General features: G+C 31.3%; 34 protein-coding genes. 12 read left to right on the top strand and 22 right to left on the bottom strand.

The features are described 5' to 3' along the window. Positions 1–81 precede the first annotated feature (81 nt). The 5 genes from AL499_RS06370 (at position 82) to AL499_RS06390 (ending at position 4,995) form a co-directional block, all read left to right on the top strand. The gene (locus AL499_RS06370; RefSeq protein WP_002492158.1) at positions 82–861 is read left to right on the top strand and encodes a 2-keto-4-pentenoate hydratase; all 780 of its coding nucleotides are present in this window, start codon (positions 82–84) and stop codon (positions 859–861) included. A 526-nt stretch (positions 862–1,387) separates the two neighbouring features. Then, complete coding sequence (gene ahpC, locus AL499_RS06375) at positions 1,388–1,957, top strand: alkyl hydroperoxide reductase subunit C (RefSeq protein ID WP_002461114.1); 570 nt, start codon at positions 1,388–1,390, stop codon at positions 1,955–1,957. A 17-nt stretch (positions 1,958–1,974) separates the two neighbouring features. Beyond that, positions 1,975–3,498, top strand: coding sequence for an alkyl hydroperoxide reductase subunit F (gene ahpF / locus AL499_RS06380; RefSeq protein WP_002461113.1), 1,524 nt, complete (start codon positions 1,975–1,977; stop codon positions 3,496–3,498). A 415-nt stretch (positions 3,499–3,913) separates the two neighbouring features. Then, positions 3,914–4,537: an NDxxF motif lipoprotein gene (locus AL499_RS06385; protein ID WP_002461112.1), complete on the top strand. Its 624-nt coding sequence runs from the start codon at positions 3,914–3,916 to the stop codon at positions 4,535–4,537. Positions 4,538–4,809: 272 nt separating this feature from the next. Then, positions 4,810–4,995, top strand: coding sequence for a hypothetical protein (locus AL499_RS06390; protein ID WP_230578665.1), 186 nt, complete (start codon positions 4,810–4,812; stop codon positions 4,993–4,995). 224 nt (positions 4,996–5,219) lie between these two features. On the opposite strand, the gene AL499_RS06395 is transcribed toward AL499_RS06390, so the two are convergent. The 3 genes from AL499_RS06395 to AL499_RS06405 all read right to left on the bottom strand — a co-directional run bounded on the left by AL499_RS06395 (position 5,220) and on the right by AL499_RS06405 (position 6,898). Then, positions 5,220–5,798, bottom strand: a complete 579-nt coding sequence (locus tag AL499_RS06395) for a histidine phosphatase family protein (RefSeq protein ID WP_002461110.1) — start codon at positions 5,796–5,798, stop codon at positions 5,220–5,222. A 469-nt stretch (positions 5,799–6,267) separates the two neighbouring features. After that, positions 6,268–6,519, bottom strand: coding sequence for a GlsB/YeaQ/YmgE family stress response membrane protein (locus tag AL499_RS06400; protein WP_172412362.1), 252 nt, complete (start codon positions 6,517–6,519; stop codon positions 6,268–6,270). 148 nt (positions 6,520–6,667) lie between these two features. After that, positions 6,668–6,898 carry a DUF3923 family protein gene (locus tag AL499_RS06405; protein WP_002492175.1) on the bottom strand — a complete coding sequence of 77 codons (231 nt, stop codon included), beginning with the start codon at positions 6,896–6,898 and terminating at the stop codon, positions 6,668–6,670. A gap of 238 nt (positions 6,899–7,136) precedes the next feature. On the opposite strand from AL499_RS06405, the gene AL499_RS06410 reads away from it, so the two are divergent. Beyond that, positions 7,137–7,394, top strand: a complete 258-nt coding sequence (locus AL499_RS06410; protein ID WP_002461107.1) for a hypothetical protein — start codon at positions 7,137–7,139, stop codon at positions 7,392–7,394. Positions 7,395–7,876: 482 nt separating this feature from the next. After that, positions 7,877–8,041: a hypothetical protein gene (locus AL499_RS12645; protein WP_002479244.1), complete on the top strand. Its 165-nt coding sequence runs from the start codon at positions 7,877–7,879 to the stop codon at positions 8,039–8,041. A 343-nt stretch (positions 8,042–8,384) separates the two neighbouring features. On the opposite strand, the gene AL499_RS06415 is transcribed toward AL499_RS12645, so the two are convergent. The 16 genes from AL499_RS06415 to AL499_RS06490 form a co-directional block, all read right to left on the bottom strand. Continuing rightward, complete coding sequence (locus AL499_RS06415; protein WP_002492167.1) at positions 8,385–8,582, bottom strand: hypothetical protein; 198 nt, start codon at positions 8,580–8,582, stop codon at positions 8,385–8,387. A 1,783-nt stretch (positions 8,583–10,365) separates the two neighbouring features. Continuing rightward, positions 10,366–10,713, bottom strand: a complete 348-nt coding sequence (locus tag AL499_RS06420; RefSeq protein ID WP_002492180.1) for an ArsR/SmtB family transcription factor — start codon at positions 10,711–10,713, stop codon at positions 10,366–10,368. 18 nt (positions 10,714–10,731) lie between these two features. Continuing rightward, positions 10,732–11,349, bottom strand: coding sequence for a CadD family cadmium resistance transporter (locus AL499_RS06425; RefSeq protein WP_001832940.1), 618 nt, complete (start codon positions 11,347–11,349; stop codon positions 10,732–10,734). Between the two features lie 634 nt (positions 11,350–11,983). Next, a complete protein-coding gene (locus tag AL499_RS06435) occupies positions 11,984–12,556 on the bottom strand; it encodes a terminase small subunit (protein WP_002445377.1) in 573 nt (190 codons plus the stop codon). A gap of 62 nt (positions 12,557–12,618) precedes the next feature. Beyond that, positions 12,619–13,140, bottom strand: a complete 522-nt coding sequence (locus AL499_RS06440; protein ID WP_002445376.1) for a coiled-coil domain-containing protein — start codon at positions 13,138–13,140, stop codon at positions 12,619–12,621. Between the two features lie 11 nt (positions 13,141–13,151). Beyond that, positions 13,152–13,385, bottom strand: a complete 234-nt coding sequence (locus tag AL499_RS06445) for a hypothetical protein (protein ID WP_002492317.1) — start codon at positions 13,383–13,385, stop codon at positions 13,152–13,154. 13 nt (positions 13,386–13,398) lie between these two features. Then, a complete protein-coding gene (locus AL499_RS06450) occupies positions 13,399–13,743 on the bottom strand; it encodes a hypothetical protein (RefSeq protein ID WP_002445374.1) in 345 nt (114 codons plus the stop codon). Between the two features lie 285 nt (positions 13,744–14,028). Continuing rightward, positions 14,029–14,670, bottom strand: a complete 642-nt coding sequence (locus AL499_RS06455; RefSeq protein ID WP_002492071.1) for a pathogenicity island protein — start codon at positions 14,668–14,670, stop codon at positions 14,029–14,031. Position 14,671: 1 nt separating this feature from the next. Then, a complete protein-coding gene (locus AL499_RS06460) occupies positions 14,672–15,193 on the bottom strand; it encodes a hypothetical protein (RefSeq protein ID WP_002492062.1) in 522 nt (173 codons plus the stop codon). Positions 15,194–15,517: 324 nt separating this feature from the next. Further along, positions 15,518–17,227 (bottom strand): DUF927 domain-containing protein, encoded by a 1,710-nt coding sequence (locus AL499_RS06465; protein ID WP_002492057.1) that lies wholly within the window; start codon positions 17,225–17,227, stop codon positions 15,518–15,520. Between the two features lie 13 nt (positions 17,228–17,240). Next, on the bottom strand, positions 17,241–18,110 hold the full coding sequence (locus AL499_RS06470; protein WP_002492075.1) for a primase alpha helix C-terminal domain-containing protein: 870 nt from the start codon (positions 18,108–18,110) through the stop codon (positions 17,241–17,243). Between the two features lie 93 nt (positions 18,111–18,203). Beyond that, on the bottom strand, positions 18,204–18,506 hold the full coding sequence (gene tscT, locus AL499_RS06475; protein ID WP_002492064.1) for a type II toxin-antitoxin system toxin TscT: 303 nt from the start codon (positions 18,504–18,506) through the stop codon (positions 18,204–18,206). Continuing rightward, positions 18,506–18,925 carry a hypothetical protein gene (locus tag AL499_RS06480; RefSeq protein WP_002492019.1) on the bottom strand — a complete coding sequence of 140 codons (420 nt, stop codon included), beginning with the start codon at positions 18,923–18,925 and terminating at the stop codon, positions 18,506–18,508. Before AL499_RS06480 ends, tscT begins: the two co-directional genes overlap by 1 nt. Continuing rightward, positions 18,915–19,073, bottom strand: a complete 159-nt coding sequence (locus AL499_RS12650; RefSeq protein ID WP_002492040.1) for a hypothetical protein — start codon at positions 19,071–19,073, stop codon at positions 18,915–18,917. The genes AL499_RS06480 and AL499_RS12650 overlap by 11 nt, the downstream gene beginning before the upstream one ends. 16 nt (positions 19,074–19,089) lie before the next feature. Next, positions 19,090–19,362 carry a helix-turn-helix domain-containing protein gene (locus AL499_RS06485; RefSeq protein ID WP_002492070.1) on the bottom strand — a complete coding sequence of 91 codons (273 nt, stop codon included), beginning with the start codon at positions 19,360–19,362 and terminating at the stop codon, positions 19,090–19,092. Continuing rightward, positions 19,363–19,584, bottom strand: coding sequence for a helix-turn-helix transcriptional regulator (locus tag AL499_RS06490; RefSeq protein WP_002492076.1), 222 nt, complete (start codon positions 19,582–19,584; stop codon positions 19,363–19,365). A 171-nt stretch (positions 19,585–19,755) separates the two neighbouring features. Between AL499_RS06490 and AL499_RS06495 the strand changes: the two genes are divergently transcribed. The 3 genes from AL499_RS06495 to AL499_RS06505 are packed head-to-tail and all read left to right on the top strand — an operon-like array spanning position 19,756 to position 22,304. Next, the gene (locus AL499_RS06495) at positions 19,756–20,328 is read left to right on the top strand and encodes a helix-turn-helix domain-containing protein (RefSeq protein WP_002459648.1); all 573 of its coding nucleotides are present in this window, start codon (positions 19,756–19,758) and stop codon (positions 20,326–20,328) included. Positions 20,329–20,354: 26 nt separating this feature from the next. Further along, positions 20,355–21,047: a hypothetical protein gene (locus AL499_RS06500; RefSeq protein ID WP_002459649.1), complete on the top strand. Its 693-nt coding sequence runs from the start codon at positions 20,355–20,357 to the stop codon at positions 21,045–21,047. Between the two features lie 36 nt (positions 21,048–21,083). Further along, a complete protein-coding gene (locus AL499_RS06505; RefSeq protein ID WP_002492008.1) occupies positions 21,084–22,304 on the top strand; it encodes a tyrosine-type recombinase/integrase in 1,221 nt (406 codons plus the stop codon). Between the two features lie 145 nt (positions 22,305–22,449). On the opposite strand, the gene rpsR is transcribed toward AL499_RS06505, so the two are convergent. From rpsR to rpsF, 3 genes are read right to left on the bottom strand one after another with little or no spacing between them, the layout of a single operon-like run. After that, a complete protein-coding gene (gene rpsR, locus AL499_RS06510; protein ID WP_002461103.1) occupies positions 22,450–22,692 on the bottom strand; it encodes a 30S ribosomal protein S18 in 243 nt (80 codons plus the stop codon). Positions 22,693–22,738: 46 nt separating this feature from the next. Further along, positions 22,739–23,248, bottom strand: a complete 510-nt coding sequence (ssb, locus tag AL499_RS06515) for a single-stranded DNA-binding protein (RefSeq protein ID WP_002461102.1) — start codon at positions 23,246–23,248, stop codon at positions 22,739–22,741. A gap of 21 nt (positions 23,249–23,269) precedes the next feature. Further along, entirely contained in the window at positions 23,270–23,566 is a 297-nt protein-coding gene (gene rpsF, locus AL499_RS06520) for a 30S ribosomal protein S6 (RefSeq protein ID WP_002461101.1), read from the bottom strand. Positions 23,567–23,883: 317 nt separating this feature from the next. On the opposite strand from rpsF, the gene AL499_RS06525 reads away from it, so the two are divergent. Next, complete coding sequence (locus AL499_RS06525) at positions 23,884–24,669, top strand: GH25 family lysozyme (RefSeq protein WP_002461100.1); 786 nt, start codon at positions 23,884–23,886, stop codon at positions 24,667–24,669. Between the two features lie 61 nt (positions 24,670–24,730). Then, positions 24,731–24,922 (top strand): hypothetical protein, encoded by a 192-nt coding sequence (locus AL499_RS06530; RefSeq protein WP_002479240.1) that lies wholly within the window; start codon positions 24,731–24,733, stop codon positions 24,920–24,922. The last annotated feature ends 178 nt before the right edge of the window (positions 24,923–25,100 follow it).

Genomic DNA, 25,100 nt, shown 5'->3' on the forward strand with positions numbered 1-25,100 from the left:
AATTAAAAACATTTGCCATCAAAGTTAAATATCGTTATCATAATAGTAGAAATTTTCAGAATATTAAGGAGCGATGATAGTATGACTCAAGCTAATCAACACGTATCTTCAGCTTTATTTAATGCTTTTAAAACGCATCAACCTATTGAGTTTATAAGTAAATCTTATTCATTAAATGAGAGTGAAGCTTATCATACGCAAGATGATTTAATTAAACAACTACAATCTTATGAAGGTTCTAAAGTAGCTGGTTATAAAGTAAGTATGACCAGTGCGGCAACTCAAGCGATTGCCAATACCAACGAACCCGCTTACGGCACTATTTTATCAAGTAAAGTAGTCAAAGGGGGCGACACAATTTCATTATCTAAATTATTTAGTCCTTTGTTAGAGCCAGAAATTTTGTTTAAACTGACGGCAGACTTACCTAAAGACGCAGATAATCTAACTATTTTATCTAATGTTAAAGTTGCGGCAGGCATTGAAATACCTGATGCGCGATATATCGATTGGTTCCCTAATTTCACTTTAGCCGATCTTATTTCAGACGATACAGCTACAGGTCTTATTGTAGTTGGCAAATTTGTTGACCCATTAGACTACGATGCATTCGCGAATATTCCGTTATCATTAGTAAAAGATGGCAAAGAAATCGCAACTGGCCTTTCAAATGAAGTATTAGGCAATCCTATTGAATCCGTAAAATGGTTAAACAATAAATTACAGTCTCAAGATAAGCAATTGAAAAAAGATCAAATCATATCATCAGAAACTTTTATCTCGCCATTAACTTTAGAAGAAGGTAATTATACAGCAAGCTATGGCGAAGTTGGTTCTGTTGACATAACGGTTACAAATTAAGATATGATTTAATTTATGATATTCAACAGCAATTCTTAACTACTATTTAATTGAGAAAATGAATATCTAATTGATAAAATTGTAAACAAAGATTCACATATAATATTAATTATTATCTATGATAGTCCTTATGCTAAACACAGAAGTAATTAGGTTCACAAACCTTTCTAAACTAATCATTCTTTTAATTCCAAAGTGGCAACCTACAATAACTATAATAAGTATGTAGCTGTTGCCACTTTTTTGTGTCTAGAATTTCTTGTCATGTTTTACCAAGGTTAAAAGAGGTTAAATGGTAATATGAATATATTTTTAAGTTCTTGTATAATTTGTGAACTTTAATTCTAATTATTGAAGTTTATTAAGCTTAATTCATATCCTAATTATTTTCTGATAATTTAGTGAGTTACTTATGTTGACTATTTAAACTTGCCATGTGATAATAGCGATTAAGAGATTAGAATTATTATAATCAAGAAGTGATTCTAATTCACAATCTACAATCAAATTTAGGAGGAATTTACCTATGTCATTAATTAACAAAGAAATCTTACCGTTTACAGCAGAAGCTTATGATCCAAAGAAAGACGAATTCAAAGATGTTTCTCAAGATGATTTAAAAGGTTCATGGAGTGTTGTTTGCTTCTATCCAGCAGACTTTTCATTCGTATGTCCTACTGAATTAGAAGATTTACAAAATCAATACGATCAATTACAAGATTTAGGTGTGAATGTATTCTCAGTTTCAACAGATACTCACTTTGTACACAAAGCTTGGCATGACCATTCAGATGCGATTAGTAAAATCCAATACGTTATGATTGGTGACCCATCACAAGTTATTACACGTAACTTTGACGTATTAGATGAAGAATCAGGTCTAGCTCAACGTGGTACATTTATTATAGACCCTGATGGCGTTGTTCAAGCAGCTGAAATTAATGCTGACGGTATTGGCCGTGATGCAAGCACATTAGTACACAAAATCAAAGCTGCTCAATATGTTCGTCAACATCCAGGTGAAGTTTGCCCAGCTAAATGGGAAGAAGGTTCAGAAACGCTACAACCAGGATTAGATTTAGTAGGTAAAATTTAAGGGGGCATCCGAAAAGCATGCTTAACAAAGATTTAAAACAACAATTGTCTCAACTTCTTGACTTAATGGAAGGCGATGTTCAATTTGTAGCGAGCATTGGTTCCGACGATAAATCCAAAGAATTAAAAGATCTCTTAGATGAGATTTCAGGCATGTCAGAGCGTATAACAGTCGTTGAAAAAGACTTAAAACGTACGCCAAGTTTTTCAGTCAATCGTCCTAATGAAGAAACCGGCATTACCTTTGCCGGTATTCCATTAGGCCACGAATTCAATTCACTAGTCTTGGCTATCTTACAAGTAAGTGGTCGTGCTCCTAAAGAAAAAGAAAGCATTATTAATCAAATTAAAGCACTAGATGGTAGCTATCACTTTGAAACTTATGTTAGTTTAACGTGTCAAAAATGCCCAGATGTCGTTCAAGCATTAAACTTAATGAGTGTAATTAACCCTAACATTACGCATACGATGATTGATGGTGCGATTTTCCGCGATGAATCTGAAAATATCATGGCTGTGCCCGCTGTTTTCCTAGACGGTGAAGAGTTTGGCAATGGTCGCATGACAATTTCAGATATTTTATCTAAACTAGGTAGTACACAAGATGCTTCTGAATATGAAAATAAAGACCCTTATGATGTACTTATCATAGGTGGTGGACCAGCAAGTGGTAGTGCGGCTATTTACACAGCCCGCAAAGGCCTACGCACTGGAATTATCGCTGACCGTATTGGTGGTCAAGTTAATGATACAGCTGGCATTGAAAACTTTATTACAGTTAAACAAACGACTGGTAGTGAGTTTTCATCTAATTTAGCAGATCATATTGCGCAATATGACATTGATGCTATGACAGGTATTCGTGCCACAAATATCGAAAAAACAGATTCAGCTATTCGTGTTACACTCGAAAATAATGCAGTATTGGAAACAAAAACTGCGATTATTTCAACGGGCGCAAGTTGGCGTAAACTCAACGTTCCTGGAGAAGATCGCCTAATCAATAAAGGTGTGGCATTCTGCCCGCACTGTGACGGTCCACTTTTTGAAAATAAAAATGTGGCAGTTATCGGTGGTGGTAATTCAGGTGTTGAAGCAGCCATTGATTTAGCTGGTATAGTAAAACACGTTACATTATTTGAATTTGCACCAGAGCTTAAAGCAGATACTGTGTTACAAGAACGTCTTCGTTCATTATCTAATGTTGATATTACAACAAATGCTAGAACAACAGAAGTTCTTGGTGATGATCATGTGACTGGTATCCAATATGAAGATATGTCAACTAATGAAATTAAAGAATTAACTTTAGATGGTATCTTTGTTCAAATTGGATTAGTTCCTAATACAGCATGGTTAGGAAATGCAGTTGAGCTTAATGAACGTAAAGAAATTGTGACTGACCGCAATAATCAAACTAACGTTCCTGGTATCTTTGCTGCAGGAGATGTAACAGATCAAAAAAATAAACAAATTATTATCTCTATGGGATCAGGTGCTAATGCTGCATTAAACGCATTTGATTATCTCATCCGAAATTAATTAAATTAGCCCACCTATCAACAATATCTTTAAAGACGAACCTCGATAATGAGGTTCGTTTTTTATGTTTTAAAATGATGAAGTGAGCCAAGGGAACAGGACAGAATTCATTATGAATTCCTAGTCAACTACTACCAATATTTAGTTCATAACCTAAAACATAATGATTTCACAGTCTTTTGAAGATCTTTCATTATTCATCATTTTGCATCAGCAAAAACTTTCTAATGAATCCAATAAGTATACACTCTACGACACTAACTTTAATATCCATACAAATTATCGCCATATTTTCTTCATATTATAAAATTTAATATATCGTAAACGTTCATTTATTGTGATATACGTGATAATCTATTATTATGTATGCAAACAAACATTCATGCGATAGTTATAAAGGAGTATACAAAATACGATGAAAAAAAGAATAATTTATGCTTTATTATTCACTATTGTGCTCGTCTTAAGCGCTTGCTCAAATGGTGATATAGATGATAATGACCACCACGCAAATGGTATCCATGCACCCAAAAATGTTAAAAAAATAACTGAAAAAGACATCTTTTCTTCTAATAAACAAAATGAAAAACTCAGTGAAAAAGAGATGAATCAAGCGATCCAAAAATATTTAGATGTTAATTCAATTATCCTTGACAATAAATATTTAATGCAAAGTAAATTAGATAAGCAATCTGATAGTCAAAATAAAGTAACTGACAAGCAGGCTAAAGAGTTAAGTCAATTATCTAATAATGCAGTTAAAAACGATATGCACTTCAAAAACTTTGTAAAAAATAATACCCTGCCAAAGGGATACGAAGCAAATACCGAACGTATCATTAAGTATTTTCATGCTTTAAATAGCACCATTTCTGATGTTGATAAATCTATTGAAGAATTAAACTATCAACCACAAAACTCAATTAATGTAGTAGATGTTCCAACACATTATGCTGGTGATGTAAATGGTAAAGTTCAAAACAAAATCAAATCTTTCTTAAACGATAAACATATTAAGACTGATGTCTTTGATAAATAAAACTAAGGCATAAGTTTATTGATGTCTCAGTTTACTCTAATTGCATGCGATGCTCATACCGCTAAGCGACTTTTTAGATGACACATGAAATGATGTTGAGTTCATAATTTAAATAATATGTTAAGAATATTGATTAAAGTTGGTAGCACAAACAAATTATGATACCCTTTATAGTGAAATAATAACACTATAGAGGGTATCACTATATGGACAAAGATTATTATAATGAACCTTTGTTTTGCAAAATTTTAAATTATATATCAACAATATGTATGTTATTAGCCTTAATTATCCTAATTATTAGCTTTTTTATTGATTTGCCTAAATTGATTATTCCTATACTATTAATTATCGGCTTATTGATTAACGTCATTCCTAATATTTATAAAAAGAATATGGGTATTGTTGTTACTGATATCATTATCGCCATCGTTATACTACTGCTTAATTTATATTAAATACGTGACAAAAATACGCTCGGTTAATATATCATTTTCTAGCATTAAAATTCTTTATTTTTGGCAGAAAGTGCCTGAGACATTATTATGTTCTAGGCTATGAACTAAATATTGGCAGTAGTTGACTGGATTGAAAATACGATGATACCAAGCTTTTTCAACCCTAGTCAACCTTGTCTGGGCGGGACTACTCATTCATCATGATTGCTGTCCCGCTCCTTATTTTATATTTCTACCACAATGGGTTTACAGTTTTCAATATGTATTTGCTTGGCGTCTTCACGTTTTAATACACCTAAATACACTAAGGCACAGCGAATAAGTATTTGATGCGCCACAACTACAATAGTATCATACGTCGAATTGACGGTATGATTAAAAAACGCTTCAAAACGATCAATAACGTCTTGATAGTTTTCTCCTTGAGGTACACGTTGAGTATAGCTATTTCTAAAATTCATATATGATGATTGGGTAAAATATTTCTTATATTCGGATATCTGTTCGAGTTCTTGTTGATTTTTCCCCTCAAATACACCTAGGGAACGTTCTCTAAGCAATGGCGTTAGCGTCGTAGGAATATCATATGGGAAAATACAGCTATACGTCTGTACTGTGCGCTTTAAATCTGACACATAGACATGCTGAATATCTTTAGTATTAAAATAAGATTCAAGTGCCTGTGCACTATTTCTTCCCGTCTGTGTGAGATCAACATCAAGTTGTCCGCAATAGTATGTCTTACCTTGATGATTATCTAAATTAGCTTGTGATTCTCCGTGTCTAACAAAATATATTTTCATAGTCTATTACCTTTCATGCTGCAGAATATATTTATAATTTTAATGTCTCTTATCACAATACTTTTGTTGGGCAAACTATGATACAAACCAACATGATTTTAAGACTGTTACTTTGATGAATCAATCACAACAATTGTATCATACCTGAATACATCAATGTGATACAATTATTATTAAAAAAATATCATTATTAAGTAATTTCATTGTGCAAAATTTCTAATTATTATCACTATTTTTATTGCTAGTAACATGTAATCATGCTAAAATGTAACTGTAGTTAGAGATAACTACATAGTCTTTTATATTCATGAACATAATACTCCTGGATGACGCCTTAACCCGACGTCATCCTCTTTTTTTATGTATTTTAAGGTAAATCCCATATGAACAACCTCATTAAAATAAAAAAGCGAACTATACCAGTACCGTCTTTACGATACTTGATACAGTCGCTCAAATGATACGATGTCTATTTTCTTAATGCTTTTAAAGCTAAAGAAATTAAGAAAATTAAAATGATTGAACCTAATAATGCTGGGAAAATGTAAATACCAGCAATAGATGGTCCCCAATGTCCTAGTAACCAACTACCTACAGCAGAACCTACAATACCAGCAATAATATTACCAAGTATACCACCTGGAATGTCTTTACCTAAAATGGCACCTGCTGCCCAACCAATTAATCCGCCGACTATAAGCATTAATATAAATCCCATAATTTATTCTCTCCTTCATCAATTAAATTATTATGTCCCTTATGTATACCACTCTGTCGACAATATAAACATCACAACAAAATTTATAGCATTTTTATATAAACTTTTTTAAAACTTGGTTTTATGGAATCTATATAACTTTCCTCGTGTTTTACCGCTTTCTGTATTTAACGATAATATTAATAATCAGCCATACAATCTGAATTATAAATGGAATAATGTAAGCGATTAAAAGTACAATCAAAGCGTACATTCGAGCTTCAGGTGACTGTACCATGCCAGAACCATCTACTTTCCGAATCAAAATAGCCAACGACATGCCTGCAAACGTAATCATCCAAAAAACAGTCACAATCCACCATATGATCCATGACGTTTTCATAAATATCAACAAGTCCTTTTCTAATTATTGTGTATTTACAAACTTTTTAACAAAAGTTACGAAATAATAGCAATTATAAATGAATGATGCACAAAAAACGCGTTGTTAAATTCGTTTATTATATAACAATGCTATTTTGAAGTTCCAAAATTAATAAGTTGATTATTTTTGAGAATAGGCATAATATATATAAATATCAAGAATATATAAAGGACTATTACTTATTGGAGGTTATGTTATGAGCTCACATGCTTTATTTAACTTAAGAACAAAACGTAACTTAGAAATTAATGAATTAACAGATTTATTAAATAAAAAATATGGTACACATTATGAGCCACATCAATTATGGGAGTGGGAAAATCATCAACATGAACCAGAATTTAAAGACGCTATGAATTTAGCCGATTTCTTTGATGCACCATATGAATTATTTGTGGAAAGTAAATATCAAGAATATCAACAACAATTAGAAGACGTAGATATTCGTCTCTAAGTTTATATTGGGCGCAGGACAGCATTCATTGTGAATTCATAGTCCCGGCCCCGGCAAGATTGACTAGGATTTTAAATAGCTTAGTATAAGCGTATTTGCAATCCACTCAACGACTGCCAATATATGATTACGAAATATCAAAAAGCTCCCTTCAAAGTTTTCATTTTTTCAATGTCTACGTTGAAGGGAGCTTATCATTATGTCTCAGGCGTTATTTTTATACAACGCACACCCGCCCTGGGTTGGAAGACGGGTGCGCTGTATGTGTAAGAACACATATAACATTAGGCATAATATTCACTATGTTCGCGCCTATCTGAACATACTTTAATTTTATCACAGACTCGTAATTTACAACATCTTTACACCTTATTAACAAATGACTCGAGCTAACATATTATATTAAATTTTATATTCTAATACATGTTATAATTATGTAAAAATCAATGATTAAAATATACGTATATGGAGGCATAATTAAGATGAAATTCATTAACTTTAGTACAATGACTGAAAATGGTTTAAATAAGAAAGTAAATCAATTTTTAGAAGAAAATCCTTATATCGAAATTATTAAATTTGATTACCAAGTTGGAACAGGTGGCTATGGCGTGGGCATACTGTATCAAGATCGTAAAACGTACTAATATTATCATTGGCCTAATGGATGCAATGGGGCGGGACAGCATTTATTATAAATTCGTAGTCCCGCCACGGCATGGTTGACTAGGATTGAAAAAGCTTAGTATAAGTGCATTTTCAATCCACTCAACGACTGCCAATATTTAGTTCAAATCCTAACACATAATGATGTCCCAGTCCTTTTTATATTATTTTGACTCATGACTATATGTAAGTATTTAAATATAATTAGTGATACCCGTTGTATATATATCAGTATTTTTCACTAATATTATTTACATGTATTTCTTTTAATTTATTATTAGTGTATTCAAAATAACCTTGCACGTTTGCTGTGTTGATTTAAAATTAATTATTACTTCTATCTTTATTATACTTAGCGTGTAAATAAATTAATGCAATACCTATCAATATAATAATCACATGACCGATAATGCCTAGAAGTTTAGATTCGTCTAAATTTAAAACATTAAAAACGATTGGCTGTAATATAATTAAGATTAAAAGGTACAAAATCACTTTCATAGAAGTAAAATACTTTGCCATAGTTACACTCCTGTCTAATTATTCTTATTGCTATTTCTGAAATTCTCATCCGCTTTTCTGTAAATTATATGATTATTGCATGTATTATGGAACCAATAACGTTTATTATTACTTCGCATGTATGGCCTCCATAAATACTTTTTATATTTACCACATATGATAACAAATATCTCCAAAGCTGAAAATGAAGCCTTTTTATCAATATACAATTATGTTATACGATCTTGCAAACTCAAATTACATACAATAAATGATTCCGTTCAAGCGTCTGAAATGATCTTTTTATTTAAAATAAGAAAAATAAATTACTACTGTTACATATACCAGACCGATAAACCCATGCACTAATAGGTTAATATAAATCTGTCTTTTGTTCATATTATTACCTTTATATATCCTTCTATAATTTAAGTTATAGAAAAAAGTACAAGTTACAGAATATAATACTATAAATAATAAGCCTAATAGCAAAGCTACATAAATATTCAAAACCGTTTACCTCGCTTATAGTCATCTTAATTATAAGTGTAACATAGGACGTTACTGCAATGAGAGCGGGACAGCATTCACTATAAATTCGTAGTCCCCGCCCTGGCAAGGCTGACTAAGATTGAAAACAACTTGGTATCAACATATTTGCACTCCAGTCAACTACTGTCAATATAGAGTTCAGAGCCTAAAACATAATGATGTCCCAGGTCCTTTAATAAATGGTTCTATAATTCTCAAAACACAAAAACAACCCCATAAGCCTATGCTTACGGGGTTTTATAATAAACTATATATTAGTTTTCTTCTTTTATATAGATGTGTTTTATATCATTTCATTCACTATCAAAATACCTTTATATCAATGATTATAGGCGTATGTTTCCAACAAACATACTCATACACTTGCCCTTATCATCAAAATCATGCCCTTTTTTTGCCCTTAAAACAACCACACTCCTAAATTAATAGGTGGTGTGTTTTTGTTTTGGTTGTAGGGGAATAAAAATAACCGCATCAATAAAGATACGGTTAACTAGTAAAGACCACGTACTTACAAATACGTTTAGAATCTCTTCGGCAACTTTACTATAGACAGTCTATGCTGTTACTAAATTAAACCACCACACAAACCTACTCCCATTCAGGAACACAGAGCTTTGTCGCTCGTCAGCAACGTCATATGAATTCTCAGTTCATGTAGTGGTGACACTTTAGACGGTCTGTGCAAGTAGCGACCGAGTCATTTCAAGAATGACCATTTCACATTTATATAATAACATAAAAACCACCCAGTAACTAGTATGAGTGGTTTAAATATGCAGTCAGCTTCTTACTGCTTTACGCAAGTAAGTCCTCTGCATAAACGGAATGGTTACCGTGAATAATTACATTATAACATAAAAAATAGGCAAGTACCGAAGTACCTACCCAGAAAAGGATACCCCTAATTTGGGGCACCCTTTATTCTAATATCAAACCATATACCTATTTTAAGGAACTGTTTACATGTGGACTTATAGGTACAGTTGATATTCTTATCGAATTATGAAATGTAGAGTTTTGACAAGTTAAAAAGACTACGTCCAACGGATACAGTCATTTAAAGGATACTCAATTTTGAGTAGTAAATTTCAGTAGATGTGTTCATTATCTTTAAGAAAACTCTAAATGTAAATGATAAACGCTTACTTTTGTGTTTATAAAAAGTTTATACGTCATACTTACATTTATTTTTGATTTCTTTATTATTTCTATATAGTATCAAGATAAGAAGAAACTCGTTTCACTCGTTTCAAAAACCCTCCTGATTTTTAGAGAAAAATTCTTTTATTTCATCGTCTTTAATAAAATAATATGCCATCTTTCCCTTTTTATAAAAATCAAGTACATCATTTTTATATAAAAGTCTTAAATGATGTGAAGTTGAAGCAACACTCATTTTCAATATCAAAGAAATATCACAAACACACAACTCATCTTCTTTAATCAAAGATAATATAATTTTCAATTTCTTCTCATCACAAATCTTTTCTAAAATGTTAAGTAATTTCTTAGATTTATCATCTTCTAAAAAACTTAAAGCATTGTTAACTTTATCTTCATGTACACAGATCACATCACAAGCATTTTCATAACTCATATGAAATCACACCCTAAATTAAAATATAAATCCTAAAATTGTTTGAATAGTGTCATTTTCTATAATGATAAATAAACCTAAAGCTATATAAATAACAGCCATAATCCAACGACCAAATTTCTCAACAATTTCTCCAACTCCTGGAATATTAGCTAATTTTTGTGCAGTAAATACCAAGAAGAAAATTAAAATTAAAAAGACAAACAAAGTAATTAATAAATTAGTAACACTTAATGTCACAAAATAGGGAACAAATAAACCGATATTATCAGCACCACAACTTGCTATCGTAACAATTGCAATTGTACCAACTAATTTAGACAATCCTTTTTCATTCAATTCTTTTTTAGCTCTCTCTTCTCCGTCACTATCACCATAAATAGCCACTTTAATTCCTAAATAAATCGGTATTAACCCTAATAATCCTAATATCCATTTTTCAGGAACATAATTTAAGACAAAGGCAAAGAATAAACTTATGACAATCAATGCCACAGATCCTACATATTGACCAATATAAATATCTCGATATTCTTTCCTAGTCTTTGCTCTAGCAAAGAACATTAATAAAATCACTAATAAGTCTAATGCTGTCGCAATATAAAGAATAGCAGCAGTTACAATAGTCTGAATCATAATTACACCTCATTCAAAAATATTTTTGAATGTATTATAACTAATATTTTTAAATAATCATAGGTGCTTTATTCCAATTGCTTTATTGACGTTGAGCCTCCAAACCCTTAACAATTCCAAAATCGGTATAAATGAGTGATTTATTTTTGTGAATACTTCTTAAAAAATCCAATAATCCAAATAATCAAAAGTACGATTAAAACACCAAAAGCAAGCCCATCTAAAATTTTAAAAGTATTAGTATTGGTAATTGCCATTCTCCTTTTATTTTTTAGTTCAATCCCTTTTTAATAAACTTAAGAATATAAGAGATAATAGCGCAAAAAATGATAAGAAACAACAAAGTAAGTCCTATATACAAACTACTTTCGTTCCACTTAACTCCTATCTCTACAATTCCATTACTTTCGAACTTTAAATATAAATTAAAGGCTATTAATAATAAAATACTAATACTTGAAATAATACCCACAACATCAAATAATAGCTTAGCATGAGGGTATTTAACATTGTTGTTTAACATATTCTCACTCCTTTTAAATTATAATTTATTAATTAATTTAAATAATAACAAAATAACTCCTCAATTAAAATCAAAAAAATGCCCATCTGAATGTTATCAGATAGGCTCTATTTAATCCTCTAACGGTATATCATCAACAATCATTGTTCTATTAGGATAGTTATCATTTATTTTATCTAGTGTTCTCTGTTTATCTTCTTCATCTTCTTCGTCCCATTCACCAATATTTATAATTACCGGAGTGTCAGCAGTGAACTCTTTTTTCTCAGTAAACAGTTTATGATATTTCCCAAGCATATCACGAGCTCTTAAACGGTCACTTGGTTTTATAGGTATTTCTATAAGTTCAACATATTCATTATACACTAACTGAATTTTACCGTTCTGCGGGTTTTCTTTATATTCACCACGCTTAACAATAACTTCCTTTGTTTCTGTCTCGTCACCGACAGCTGAATTTGTTAATAAATGCAATAACTCATTAGCACTTAATATACTTTCGTCTATCACTTTTTTCTTTTGTTCTTGAATATATTCATTAATATGTTTTTTCTTTAATAATCGACTTCCCGTAACGTGTGCTGTCTTAGGCGAATATCCGGCTGTTATAGCGCTTTGTGTAACATTTAATGTTCTTATATACTCATTCACAAAACGCTCTTGTTTAGGCGTTAATTTAGGCATATTTATTCACTTCTCTCTGTTAAAATAAGCCCACCCAATCATTTGAGTGAGCAATGCGTTTATTAAATGTTAAATGGTTGAATAATATTTACATTCCCTATAAATTCTACAGGTTGAATGTTATTCTCTCTTTTCAATCGATCAATATATTGTGTTAAGGTTCTTTGTTTAGCACTGTACTCGTCGTTATAACCTAAAAGTTTATCCTTAGCGTCTTTAAGTTGTTGATTGAGTGTTTCGTATCGCTTTAAATCATCTTGATACGTTTCATTGTATTCATCACTTAATTCATCCGCGACATCTTGCATGTTTTCACAGTTTTTTATGACAACTTTTTTGAATGACTGTTTCATAACCATTAAACGTTTACTTTTAGCTCTATAATCAGATTCTAATTTTTCTATTTTTGTATAAAGTTTGTCAGCTTTTTCTACTTCGCCATTAATCACTAAATCTTGATACTCTTGATTGATATCATCTAGTTGTTTGCCATCATTTTTAACTTCTGCGTCTAGGTTTTTAATCTCTTTTCGGTAATCCTCAATGTTAGTTTTATATTTTTCAATTTGATCTAATGTTTTCAATGGTATGCCTCCTATTTAAATAACTCTCTATTTTTCGCAATTGCATTTTGTCTAGTTACATCATCTTTTATATCCAAGATTTTTTGACGTTTTTCACGATTTGCTTCTTCATTATTTTGTTTTGATTCTTTACTGTCTTGTTTTATGTTTTTATTTTGTCTCTCTTGATATACATATAATTTCAGCTTTTGACTTTCAGTTAGATCTAAAACTTCGCTTAATTCTTCGTACTGATTTGCTTTCATATAATATACTCCTTTAAACTTCAATTCGTTTCAAAGCTTCATAGCGTTTCATACTGCCATCAGCTAACTTTTTAATACTAATCATTGCTTGTTGCTTCTCTTGTTCCGTTGTAATAATGTAATAACCACGTTCATTACGTTTATAACTACACCCTATAGGATAGGCATAATCATAAACTAATGAATTGATCACCTTTCTTAACCATCGTTCATTACTCGAATTATATTCATATCCCAATTGATTTAAGATTTTGGTTTTAGTAATATATTTCTTAGACGTATTTCTTATCACATTGAGTACTTGGCGGTGTTCATCGGGTAAGTTGTACGTCTTTTCTTTTTCGACTAATTTCTGCATATGTTTCACCTCACTTTTGTAATTACTTTATACCTTAATTATACTAAATTTACACGAAAAACACAAACTAACGTTCGTTATTTATATCATTACAACCTTTTCTTAACATACACTAATTTACTGTTAAATCAACTAAATAAAGTATTTAAGTAGTAAAATATAGTATGTTGTCAAAAGAACTAATGTTCGTTTTTAAGAACTCGTATGCCCTAGTGTATTTCTACAACAATTAACATTTATTAGCTATATATAGGAGCCACACAACACGTGCGACCCCTTATTAACCTACTTATTCAAACTGTAATAAGATGCTTTCAATTCACTTAACTTGCTCACTAACGCCTTGTAATCGTCTTGTGTAGCGTTCTCGTCTTGCACAAACTCAGTTACTAGCTTCAACCCCTCAACTAATTCTGGTGCTGGTCCATTAATTCCAGTAGCTAACTGATACAACATTTCCATATTACCTATCACATCTGCATTACTAGATTGAACACCCTCAAGTTCATCTATATTAAAATCTCTGCTCATATAGTCGAACATGTCACTATTATTACTTTCTGCAAACGTCTCAAGTCCATACATGAAATAGTCATTATCAAACATGAATTTAGCCATCATATCGCTAATAGAGATGTGTTTGTCATCTTCAATATCATATCCGGTATAATGCCCCTCAATACTTCTTATAAGCCCCTCTGTATGCTTATATGACGCTAATTCAAACGATTGTCTCACTTCACAATCTTTTATTAATACATGAGCGTACATCTTCCCTTTGCTTACTAGATACACAACATTAAACGGATCGTTATATATCTTAAATGCAAAAGGTAATTTATAACTGCTTTCACATAAGCCAGTAAAATATCTTAAAAGTGTTGCTGCTCTAGTTTCAAACTCATTTGCTATAATTTCAACGTTCATACTATACACGTTCCTTCCTTCTAATCATTAAATTTTCATTATCTTTTCCAACTTTACCGATACTTTTAAAATTATGTCTTTCAAAATATTTTGTATTATTATCGCTTTCAGTCCATAAGCAAGACTCAAGATTGAGCTTTGTAGAAATTGCTAATACATCTTTTAGCAGCATCTTGCCATGTCCTTTTTTAAGTGAATTCAAATTATCTATTTCAATGATCCAACTAGTATTAAAATGTTGTTTAAATAACGGGTTCGGCTTTCTAATGTTAAATTTTATAAGTGCTTTGAAATCTTTAGTAATCAATAATATATCTCCACCATCACAATAGAGATAGCATTTCTTGGTTAGTTGAATGACTTCTTGTATAAAAGTTTGATGTATTCCAGTTGGATTTGCTAACAGACTTATAATCAAACCTTTGGCCATGTTTTCTTGTTCTTTCTTCACATGTTGCTGAAATTTATCATTATTTATAAACATCTTAAATTGTTGGTGTCCTATTTCTGTAATTGTTGGCATACTTAACCTCCATGTTAATTAAATGTGGTACTAGTACCCAATGCGTACCCGTTATTAATTATTGAGTGGGTACTCTTGAAATCGTTGATAGACAAGGGTTTAAGGTTGTTAGTACCCGTTGTACCCGTTAAAATGCTTTTAGCATGTACATTTAAATAGTGAGTATTAATTAGTTATAAAATCTAAATTTCTTAAAATTATATACACTATTATTAATTAGTGGGTACTTCGGGTACTATCTTTTTTAAACCTTGTTATTACAATGTTTATCGAGTACCCGTTTTCTATTTCTAAGTGGGTACTCAACGGGTACATGTGGTACTTTTAAAATTTTGAATGTGGATTGTGAGAATTTGAGAAATCAAATCCCATTTCTTTTATAACTTCATCTTTAATAGCAAAGCCTCTATGTTTTTTAGTCTCATGTCTAACCTGTATTTGTAAACGGTCTTTTTCTTTCTTAACTAAATAACCTTTTTTATCCCATTGTTTTGTTGTGGTGTACATTTCATGACCTAATATATCTTTTACTGTATCGCCTAAAATACATAGGTAACCACGTTTATATACTGCTTTAATCTCTCCATTTTTCACGTGACTATATCCATCTCCGGTTATATTATTTCGGTGAGCATCTAAATATTGCAGCATATCCTCAAGCATTTGTTTAGGTTTATCTATCGTTTTATTATTCTTCAACATATTTTCATATGCTTGATTAATAATCTTGTAGTAGTCATGTTCAAAGCCATCAATATCATTAAGAATTTCGCCGGTAAGCTGTAATAAGGCAAAGCACTTCCCAATACGTTGCATTACTTCGTTGATACCTTTTTCATTAAAGTATCTTAAATAACTTTCAAAGCTTTCTTTATATTCATCTTTTTTTGATTGATACTGTTTAATAAATTCAATTCCTAGCGTTCCGTAATTTTCTCTAAATTCATGATCTAATGAGATAAAATCAAAATTATCTGGGTAAGGTTGTTCTTCTAAAGTAACGACACGAGCCGATACCCCTGCTTTATCTTCTGCCATATTCGTAATTGAGGCCTCACCAGTAGAAAGCATTATATTTTTCCATTCTTTCTTTTCATCAATAGTTAAATTCTTATTACTTCGGCTTTTACTTTCACCACTTGAATAATTGTAGACTGCATTAGCTATAAAATTAGGTGATATATTACGTGTATCATCTTTAAACATTGGAAAAGAGTTCAAAAATGCAGCCATAGCCTCAATGCTGTTTCTAGTAGAACTCCATGTAGTTGTAAGGTCAGTAGTACCCCACACACTAGCTACTAGATTTAAAGTGAATGTTTTACCTGTTGAAGTACTTCCAGCAAGTTCAACAATAAATGGCATAATATCAAATTCATAAAGTAATACCGAACCTAGTGAGGCATATAACATCACCATAACCATAGGTAAATCTTTAATTTTTATAAATACTTTTTTTGAATAATCTTCAATTGTCCCTTTAGATTTAAATGAATTGACTAGCTTTTGAAAGCCTTTATCATTATTAAAAAACTTGATATTTTCATGTTCCATTTCGTCTTTATATGGATAAATGAAGTAATCTTTTACATGACCTAATCGAGTTGCTACCTTTATATTGATAGGTGGACTATATCTCTTAGATTGATTGATGTAATCAACTAATTTTGATGAAGTATTTGAAGTTACATCTAGTTTCCTATTTGCTAGTTTGAGGAGTTGTCTATTATCTGTGATTTCTTCGGCAGTAACATTTAAATTTACTGGTGTTCTATTATCAAAAAAGTGCATGTTATAACTCACTTCACCATTTTCAATATTTTCATACCTAGTATTGATTTCTGGAATAGTAGTAGTGATAAATCTTTCTTTATCTGGTTCACCATCTTTTCTACTTGGGATAATTTGATAAAGTGCTGCACCATAACTATTAGGCTTCACTTTGTAACCATCTGGAATAAGATTGGGAGTATATGTCTTTTTATTCATATTCTCTTTAATTTCGTTCATAATTTCATCATTAGTAAAGTTCATAGAAAACTCCTCTCTAGTTGTTATAGTGTTTTTTCATAATTGAATAAAAAGTAGTGTTTATCTCACGTTCATTCATTGGTGGTGTGCATGATTGCCCCCACATCTGAGCGAAAGAATAAATAATGTGTTCATTCACTCTACGCTGAAATAAGTGGCCTAAAATACTTGTTAGCGATGAATTGCGTCCTCCCTCACTAACGCCAAATGCTTTTTCTTCCCAATGACTTGCGTCACGTCTTTTAAAGTTTTGAGTAGAATTTTCTTGAGTAGAAATATCAAATAATTTAGCCCACTCTTTAAGTATCGATTTATCTAATATTGCAGCATCGTTAAATTGAAATTCAAAAGGACTTTCATTACTTTTTCTGACGGGTAACGCCATAGCCCTAGATGGTTGATAACTGCCCTCATCAATTTTGCACGCAATTTTTTGTGCTAATGTTCTCACATATGCACGATATTCATTTGCACTTATACGCTCACTCAGTGGCACATACAAGCGTATTCTAGGACTTTCATTTGTGTGTCTGAATGTTGTATGCCAAAACCATGCAAAGCCCTCTAATTCGCTTTTAATTGACTTGTGTAGCATGTTCAAATCATCTTCGTCATCATAATCAAGTACAAGTACATCTCTATAAAGTACATTGTCATTATTTCTATATTTTCGATATTCATTACCTTCATCATCTACACCATCAGCAACATCACCATATACTGCTGTCCCTCTAGCGTACTTATTTCCATTATTTTGTGGAATGGATAAACGACTAATCAATTCACTCCACTTAGGTTGAGAGAAGTTTTTGAATGAAGTTGATTTTTCATTTCCATACCAAACAACACTCACCTGAGTATCATTTTCTAATTGAATTATGCTCAAATTTATACCTCCATGTATTAAAACAAGAGCAAAGGTGTTATAATACAAATAGAGTATTTTCCTATTGCTCTGATATTAATTAAAATAATTATATTATGCGTTATCTGATTCCTCGCCAAAGTTCTCAGGTAACGTTTTTTCTATGTCACGGATTTTTTTCATAATGTCGTCAAAATCTCTCATATACATAAGCATTAAATCAATGACTTGTGTGTTTTTGATACGATGCTCGTGATATTTCCAGCCATGCGTATATATTTCTTTTTTAGTTAACATATGATTAGGTTCATGTGTGAAATACTCATCATCAAACCATACAAAAGATGTTACAACATCATTAATTTTCTCTTGTACTACTTCTAAATCATCAAATAAATTTCTTAATTCCCAATTCATTATTCATTGTCCTCCAAACTTTCAACAAAAATCGTCATTTCTTCAATAGCTATTTTTAATTCTGCAACATCATCTAAAGTTAGGAATTTGCTAATATTAGAACCTTCGTAAATGTTAGGGAAGTCTATAAAAGTTTCTGTTGCTGATAGTAAATCTTCGTATTCTCGATAATCTGCAAGAATTTCTAAAATTTCGTTATCACTTAAATATGGATATTCACTTTTAATAACTGATACATTTTTAGCATGACGTTTTTGTAATAATTTAATCATTTTACTAGTATGTTTTTTACCATTCACCATATGCTCATAGTTCAATTTTCCTTTGATAGTTTTAAAATCTTGATTAGTTAAATTTTTCATCTTTTCATTTTCCTCTCTGAATTTAATTTGTTTGTTTAATTCTTGTTTATTGTTCATCTGGTTGAACCTCCAAGTTTTCATAATTTAATAGTGCAATTACGCTACCTAATAAATAAATAGCAAACGCTACATGTATTCCCAGTAACCAACCACTAAGGAATGAGATTATTGAAAGAACCAATATATTAAATGTAAATTTCATCATGTTTTACACCTCCTTTTTATAACCATCCTTTATGACGTTTACTTAAATATTCTCTGAAACCATCAATAGAGATAACTGTCATTGTAGATGACAAGCTGAAATATAGATCCTCTACACCTTTGTTATCTTTATCGTATTCTTTGAGAATTCTATTAACTGATGAATAAGAAATTCCGAATAGTTTAGCGATAGCATTAGGCTTTGCCATGATTGGCTTAACTACTACTTGTTTAGGTTCTGTAACTGTATTTTCTTTTGATGGAAAATCTTGCAATTTTGTTCTAGGCATTTATTTAACCCCCTCTTTTTCTTCTATAAAGATGAAAATATCTTTTATATCAACATTGAGTCTTTTCGCTATTTTATTAGCTGTTTTTGGGGATGTCGTTCTTTTACCATTAACAATGGAATTCAAAAAGTTAGAATTCACTTCTATTTCGCTTGCAAAATCTTTTAAACTCAATCCTTCAAATGCAATCAAACGTTTCAAATAATTCACTTTAGCAATCATAAAAACACCTCCTCACGCTAAATGTTTGTAAACTTTAATTTTGTTTACAAACAAATAGTAACATCTTAGCTTTCTTTTGGCAAGTTTTTATTTACTTGTTTACGAACAATAAGAATAAAAGTATAATAATCAACATAGACAATAGGATATTTACAGGAGGATTGATAAAACATGCAACAAAATAGTCTTGAAGATTTTTCAAACATTCTCAAAAAATTTAGAAAAGAAGAAGATTTAACTTTAGATACTCTTTCAAAGTACTTAGGTGTATCAGATGTGTATGTTAGTAAATTAGAAAATGGTAAGCGTTTTCCATCTAAAAATATTTTATTTTGGTATGTATTGTTTATGGATCAATCTCAAATGCATGATGATATTGAAAAATTACTAACTATATTTAGTGAAAACAAAAAAATAAGCTATGAACAATTGAGAACAGAATATGACCAGTTTGTTAAAAAATTCCAAGAAGAACAAAAAAAGCATTCAAGTAAAATCCAAAGAAAAGAAATTAAACTTACTATGAACGAATTTAATCAATACCAAATTGAGGAAATAGACGAGCCTTACTTTGATTTAAAATGGCTATTAAACCAGTCTGAATATAAACTATTTTATAGTGGCATAGATAACAAAAATTCTTTTGGTTTTAATGAAGTTTTATCAGAAAGCGATAAAAAAATGTTAAGTGAGATTGTTAATTCAGTAATTCAAAGAATATATAATGATGAAAATCAAAAATAATACAAAATTAAACAAAGGGGAAAACAATGAAAATTAATAAATGGATAATGTGGGTTATTTTATTTTCTAGTTTATTTGGTATTGCAAACAAAGGTATTAGTATTATTGCTTTTATTTTATCAATAGTTGCTTTAACCAAATTTGTACTAGTTGATAAAAAATCCATTAATACTAATGCAGAAAACAACAATACAAAGGTTCAACAACCAAAACAAACTAGTAATAAAGAATTTAAACAAAATGAACGTTTAAGGAAGAAAGAAGAAAAAATTAAAGAAAAAGAGCGAGCTAGAGAACAAGAAAAACAAATTGCTATTCAAAGATCACATGATTATTTCGGTGTAGATTTTATTGATGCTAATGTAACAAATTCAAAAGCTACAGCTTACTACAATAAAATTAAAACTGATACTGAACATGTAATTGATGTAGTTAATGCTAGGGCTACTAAAAACGTCAAAAATTATAAACGATATGGCTATCATCTGGAAACAACTGATAAAGGTATTTTAATTTTAACAACCGAAAACATTTATTTCTTAACTGCTCAAAATGGCTTTGCTAAAACGGTTTACCCTATTAAAAATGTAAATGGTATAAATACAAGCATGGCTAACCTTTATATCACTTATGGTCGAACTAAACATATTTATAACGTTGAGGGTTGGAAAAGAAGTGACTTATTCATGAAAAATTATATTAAATATTTCTACAGTTAAAACATATTATTCATAATTTTAAGGAGGCTCATTCACATGTGGCATGAGAAATTTACTAATAAGCATGGAGACGTTCAATATAGATTCTATGAGAAGTACAAAGACCCTCTCACTGCCAAATGGAGACGTGTTAGCGTGGTTCTTAATAAGAATGGTAAGCAATCACAAAAGGAGGCTCAGAAACTCTTAAATAAGCGTATAGAGGCGAAGTTGAACGATAAGACACCTACTACACTTAAGTCACTAACTTTCCATGCTGCATGTGATGAGTGGTTAGAGTATTATAAAAATCATTCTGGTTCAAAGGCTACAACAATCAAAGAAAAGATTAGCAATACAAACACAGTTAAAAATGCTATTGATAAAGAAGTGCTGATAAACAACATCACGCATACATACCTACAAGATATTATTAACGAGTGGGCTAAATTACACAGTAAAGGTCATGTTCAATCACTAGTTATCATTATTCGTTCTGTGTTCAAATATGCGTTTAAATACTATGATCTACAAGATATAAGTGTACTAGATAAAATTGATATCCCTAAAAAAGCTAAAACTAGAGATGAACTACAAGCTAAACGAAACAATTATTTAGAAGATAGCGAAGTTAAAGAGTTGTTAGATTGTTTCGACTATCTAATTAAGCATAAAAACCATTCATCTCGCAAACGTAACTACAACATGGTTAAAGCTATAGTACAGTTTCAAATTGCCAATGGCATGCGTATCGGCGAGCTACTTGCTATCAAGAAAGACAATATAAATTTTGAGCATAAAACACTAGAAATTGACGGTACAATTAATTGGGTAACTGATAAAGAAACGGGAGCATTCGGAGTAAAAGAAACTACTAAAACAAGTAAAAGTTATAGAACCATCGGACTCACTACCCAAAGTATCAACTTACTTAAAACACTTATTTTAGAGAATAAGAAAGAAAACCAGTGGAATGAAGATTTTATTGATAGAGGTTATGTATTCACAAATACAGCTGGTAGCCCTATCGACTTGAATAAAATAAACAACATCATCAAAGAGGCTACTGATATTAGTTCAATAAAGAAACGTGTTACAACGCACACATTACGTCACACGCATATATCCACACTTGCGCAATTAGGGATTAACCTAAAAGCTATACAAGACCGTGTAGGACACTCAGACTACAAAACCACCTTAGAGATATACACACATGTTACTGATCAGATGACTAAAGATATGATGAATAAATTAGAAACTATCAATATTGTTTGAAATACGTCTATATCAAAAGCGTATTTTTTAGGTTTATAAAGCAAAACTGTCATATCATGCCCTTTTTCTGCCCTTTTTCTATATTCCAAAACACAAAAACAACCCCATAAGCCTATGCTTACGGGGTTTTATAATAAACTATATATTAGTTTTCTTCTTTAACATATGGTAATAATGCCATATGACGTGCACGTTTGATAGCTGTTGTCAACATACGTTGATATTTAGCTGAAGTACCAGTTACACGACGTGGTAAAATTTTACCGCGTTCTGAGATAAAACGTTTCAATAACTCAGTGTCTTTATAGTCGATATGTGTAATGCCATTTGCTGTGAAATAACATACTTTTTTACGACGACGTCCGCCTCTTCTTGGTCCACCTGCCATGGTTAACTGCCTCCTTTAATATTTTTTATTTCATGCGTTCATTTTTTTAGAATGGTAAGTCATCATCACTAATATCAATCGGTCCATTAGCATTGGCAAATGGATTATCGTTTTGATTAGATTTTGATGCGTTATTGTTATTATATGACGTATTTTGTCCTGATTGTTGACCACCGAATCCTTGACCATAGTCTTGGAATTCATTGTTTTGTGAACGTTGGCCACCATGTTGTGCGTTCTTAGGTTCAAGGAATTGAACACTGTCGCATACAACTTCGGTAACAAAAATACGACGACCTTCTTGATTTTCATAACTACGTGATTGTAAGCGACCATCAACGCCGGCTAAACTACCTTTATTTAAATAGTTATTAACGTTTTCTGCTTGTCTTCTAAAAACAACACAGTTGATAAAGTCAGCTTCGCGTTCCCCTTGAGCATTCGTGAATGTACGATTAACAGCTAAAGTAAAAGTCGCTACACTTACGCCTGAGGGAGTAGTTCTGTATTCTGGATCTTTGGTTAAACGACCTACTAATACAACTCTATTTAACATATAAGCGCCCCCGTCTAATTATTACTTATCTTGGTCTTCACGGATAACGATGTAACGAATGATATCATCATTAATCTTAGCTAAACGTTGGAATTCGTCAGTCGCTCTATTGTTATCTGTTTTAATGCGTACGATGTTATAGAAGCCTTCTTTGAAATCTTCAATTTCATAAGCAAGACGGCGTTTACCCCAATCTTTTTCTTCTAAAACTTCTGATCCTTCTGAAGCTAAGATACCGTTAAAACGTTCTACTACAGCTTTTTTAGCATCTTCTTCAATATTTGGACGTACGACATACATAATTTCATATGTTCTCATTTTATAATTGCACCTCCTTGTGGTCTATGCGGCTTATTAACTTTATCAATAAGCAAGGAATAATTTTCATTACTCACAGTCCATAATTATAGCATAGGGTTTTACTTTTTACAATCTATATTATTTTGTCTTTTACATGTCGCATACCGCCAAAATATAGTGCGCATTTTATTTTTAAATCAAACTTATTGCCTATTTCATATATCGAGCAATACACATGGTTGCTAATACATTTTAAATATTTTACCCTCTATACGAACCATTCAAAAAATATTTAAACACTTTCAACTGTAGTTTACATAATAAGGAGGCTCTTAATGTTTATAAAAATATCACGATCGATTATAACCCTCTTAATTTTACTGACAACTCTATGTACCACCACAGCTTTAGCAGAAAAACCAGTATATCAATATCATAAAGGTACAATGGGCTCTGGTTACAAACAATACATAAATAGTGGTGCAGGCGGCCGAGGAGGCATGCCAACTAAACCACGGGCAAATGTTTCGTCATCCAGCAAAAGAATTTTAGATATATCTGAATGGCAAGGTGCACTTACCGATGCTCAAGTAAAAGCATTAAAGAAAAACTATGACTTCATCATTATTCGCGGACAATATGGCTCTGAATATGTCGATAAATGTTTAGCAAACAATTCTGCACTTTTAGATAAATACAATATGAAATTTGGTGTTTATTCTTATAGTATGTATGAAAATGCCGATGATGCGCGTTATGAGGCTCGTACACTTCATCAACGTGCACCTAAAGCTGATTTTTACATTAATGATTATGAACAACAAACGGTTAAATCTGGTGATGAAAATGCTGCCACTCAAGCTTGGGCTGCTGAAATGAAAAAGTTAGCGGGAAATAAAAAGGTATTGTTCTATTCTTACGAGAATTTCATGTTAAATCATGTTGCTAACGCCATTAATGCTTATGATGGATGTTGGTTAGCAGCGTATCAACAAACTGAACCTCAAAGCGAACATGTCCTATGGCAATACACGGATCACTATTATGCATCTGAACTCAAACAAAATGTTGATGCTAACTATGTAAGTCAAAATCTTAATCAGAATTTTTTTATCAACTAGGTTAAATAGCACTTTACAAAACAGAACGTATGTTCTATAATATCGATGTGAGGTGTTTAACATGCAGTTAAATTTAGATTGGTCTAAGGATTTTCAAGAATTTCAAGACATTCTAAATAGTGGTATCCACCCAGATTGGCTCTATTGTGCTAAAGCAAACTTGGTACTTCAACCCGCTTATACTGGTGAAGGTAAACAGTTTTTTAGCACAGAAGATATTGTTGAAGCGAGTAAAGTGATACCTTTCTTTTAAATCATCTTGACATTATCTTATTCATAAATAGTGACATGAAACAATTACGACCACACCAATTTTGTAGTATAAGTCTTCAGTTAACTAACTTATTCATTCAATTTTAACTTAAATCACAATATATACTTTTCCAAAGTTAATAAATAAAAACAATGTAAGCCCCTCGTCACATTAGCCA

Source organism: Staphylococcus lugdunensis (assembly GCF_001558775.1).
GTDB classification, from domain to species: domain Bacteria; phylum Bacillota; class Bacilli; order Staphylococcales; family Staphylococcaceae; genus Staphylococcus; species Staphylococcus lugdunensis.

Excerpts from the sequence above, each read along its gene's own strand:
- AL499_RS06370 (WP_002492158.1), top strand. The coding sequence starts at position 82 with ATGACTCAAGCTAATCAACACGTATCTTCAGCTTTATTTAATGCTTTT.
- ahpC (WP_002461114.1), top strand. The coding sequence starts at position 1,388 with ATGTCATTAATTAACAAAGAAATCTTACCGTTTACAGCAGAAGCTTAT.
- ahpF (WP_002461113.1), top strand. The coding sequence starts at position 1,975 with ATGCTTAACAAAGATTTAAAACAACAATTGTCTCAACTTCTTGACTTA.
- AL499_RS06385 (WP_002461112.1), top strand. The coding sequence starts at position 3,914 with ATGAAAAAAAGAATAATTTATGCTTTATTATTCACTATTGTGCTCGTC.
- AL499_RS06390 (WP_230578665.1), top strand. The coding sequence starts at position 4,810 with ATGTTATTAGCCTTAATTATCCTAATTATTAGCTTTTTTATTGATTTG.
- AL499_RS06395 (WP_002461110.1), bottom strand. The coding sequence starts at position 5,798 with ATGAAAATATATTTTGTTAGACACGGAGAATCACAAGCTAATTTAGAT.
- AL499_RS06405 (WP_002492175.1), bottom strand. The coding sequence starts at position 6,898 with ATGAAAACGTCATGGATCATATGGTGGATTGTGACTGTTTTTTGGATG.
- AL499_RS06410 (WP_002461107.1), top strand. The coding sequence starts at position 7,137 with ATGAGCTCACATGCTTTATTTAACTTAAGAACAAAACGTAACTTAGAA.
- AL499_RS12645 (WP_002479244.1), top strand. The coding sequence starts at position 7,877 with ATGAAATTCATTAACTTTAGTACAATGACTGAAAATGGTTTAAATAAG.
- AL499_RS06415 (WP_002492167.1), bottom strand. The coding sequence starts at position 8,582 with ATGGCAAAGTATTTTACTTCTATGAAAGTGATTTTGTACCTTTTAATC.
- AL499_RS06420 (WP_002492180.1), bottom strand. The coding sequence starts at position 10,713 with ATGAGTTATGAAAATGCTTGTGATGTGATCTGTGTACATGAAGATAAA.
- AL499_RS06425 (WP_001832940.1), bottom strand. The coding sequence starts at position 11,349 with ATGATTCAGACTATTGTAACTGCTGCTATTCTTTATATTGCGACAGCA.
- AL499_RS06435 (WP_002445377.1), bottom strand. The coding sequence starts at position 12,556 with ATGCCTAAATTAACGCCTAAACAAGAGCGTTTTGTGAATGAGTATATA.
- AL499_RS06445 (WP_002492317.1), bottom strand. The coding sequence starts at position 13,385 with ATGAAAGCAAATCAGTACGAAGAATTAAGCGAAGTTTTAGATCTAACT.
- AL499_RS06450 (WP_002445374.1), bottom strand. The coding sequence starts at position 13,743 with ATGCAGAAATTAGTCGAAAAAGAAAAGACGTACAACTTACCCGATGAA.
- AL499_RS06455 (WP_002492071.1), bottom strand. The coding sequence starts at position 14,670 with ATGAACGTTGAAATTATAGCAAATGAGTTTGAAACTAGAGCAGCAACA.
- AL499_RS06460 (WP_002492062.1), bottom strand. The coding sequence starts at position 15,193 with ATGCCAACAATTACAGAAATAGGACACCAACAATTTAAGATGTTTATA.
- AL499_RS06465 (WP_002492057.1), bottom strand. The coding sequence starts at position 17,227 with ATGAACTTTACTAATGATGAAATTATGAACGAAATTAAAGAGAATATG.
- tscT (WP_002492064.1), bottom strand. The coding sequence starts at position 18,506 with ATGAATTGGGAATTAAGAAATTTATTTGATGATTTAGAAGTAGTACAA.
- AL499_RS06480 (WP_002492019.1), bottom strand. The coding sequence starts at position 18,925 with ATGAACAATAAACAAGAATTAAACAAACAAATTAAATTCAGAGAGGAA.
- AL499_RS12650 (WP_002492040.1), bottom strand. The coding sequence starts at position 19,073 with ATGATGAAATTTACATTTAATATATTGGTTCTTTCAATAATCTCATTC.
- AL499_RS06485 (WP_002492070.1), bottom strand. The coding sequence starts at position 19,362 with ATGCCTAGAACAAAATTGCAAGATTTTCCATCAAAAGAAAATACAGTT.
- AL499_RS06490 (WP_002492076.1), bottom strand. The coding sequence starts at position 19,584 with ATGATTGCTAAAGTGAATTATTTGAAACGTTTGATTGCATTTGAAGGA.
- AL499_RS06495 (WP_002459648.1), top strand. The coding sequence starts at position 19,756 with ATGCAACAAAATAGTCTTGAAGATTTTTCAAACATTCTCAAAAAATTT.
- AL499_RS06500 (WP_002459649.1), top strand. The coding sequence starts at position 20,355 with ATGAAAATTAATAAATGGATAATGTGGGTTATTTTATTTTCTAGTTTA.
- AL499_RS06505 (WP_002492008.1), top strand. The coding sequence starts at position 21,084 with ATGTGGCATGAGAAATTTACTAATAAGCATGGAGACGTTCAATATAGA.
- rpsR (WP_002461103.1), bottom strand. The coding sequence starts at position 22,692 with ATGGCAGGTGGACCAAGAAGAGGCGGACGTCGTCGTAAAAAAGTATGT.
- ssb (WP_002461102.1), bottom strand. The coding sequence starts at position 23,248 with ATGTTAAATAGAGTTGTATTAGTAGGTCGTTTAACCAAAGATCCAGAA.
- rpsF (WP_002461101.1), bottom strand. The coding sequence starts at position 23,566 with ATGAGAACATATGAAATTATGTATGTCGTACGTCCAAATATTGAAGAA.
- AL499_RS06525 (WP_002461100.1), top strand. The coding sequence starts at position 23,884 with ATGTTTATAAAAATATCACGATCGATTATAACCCTCTTAATTTTACTG.
- AL499_RS06530 (WP_002479240.1), top strand. The coding sequence starts at position 24,731 with ATGCAGTTAAATTTAGATTGGTCTAAGGATTTTCAAGAATTTCAAGAC.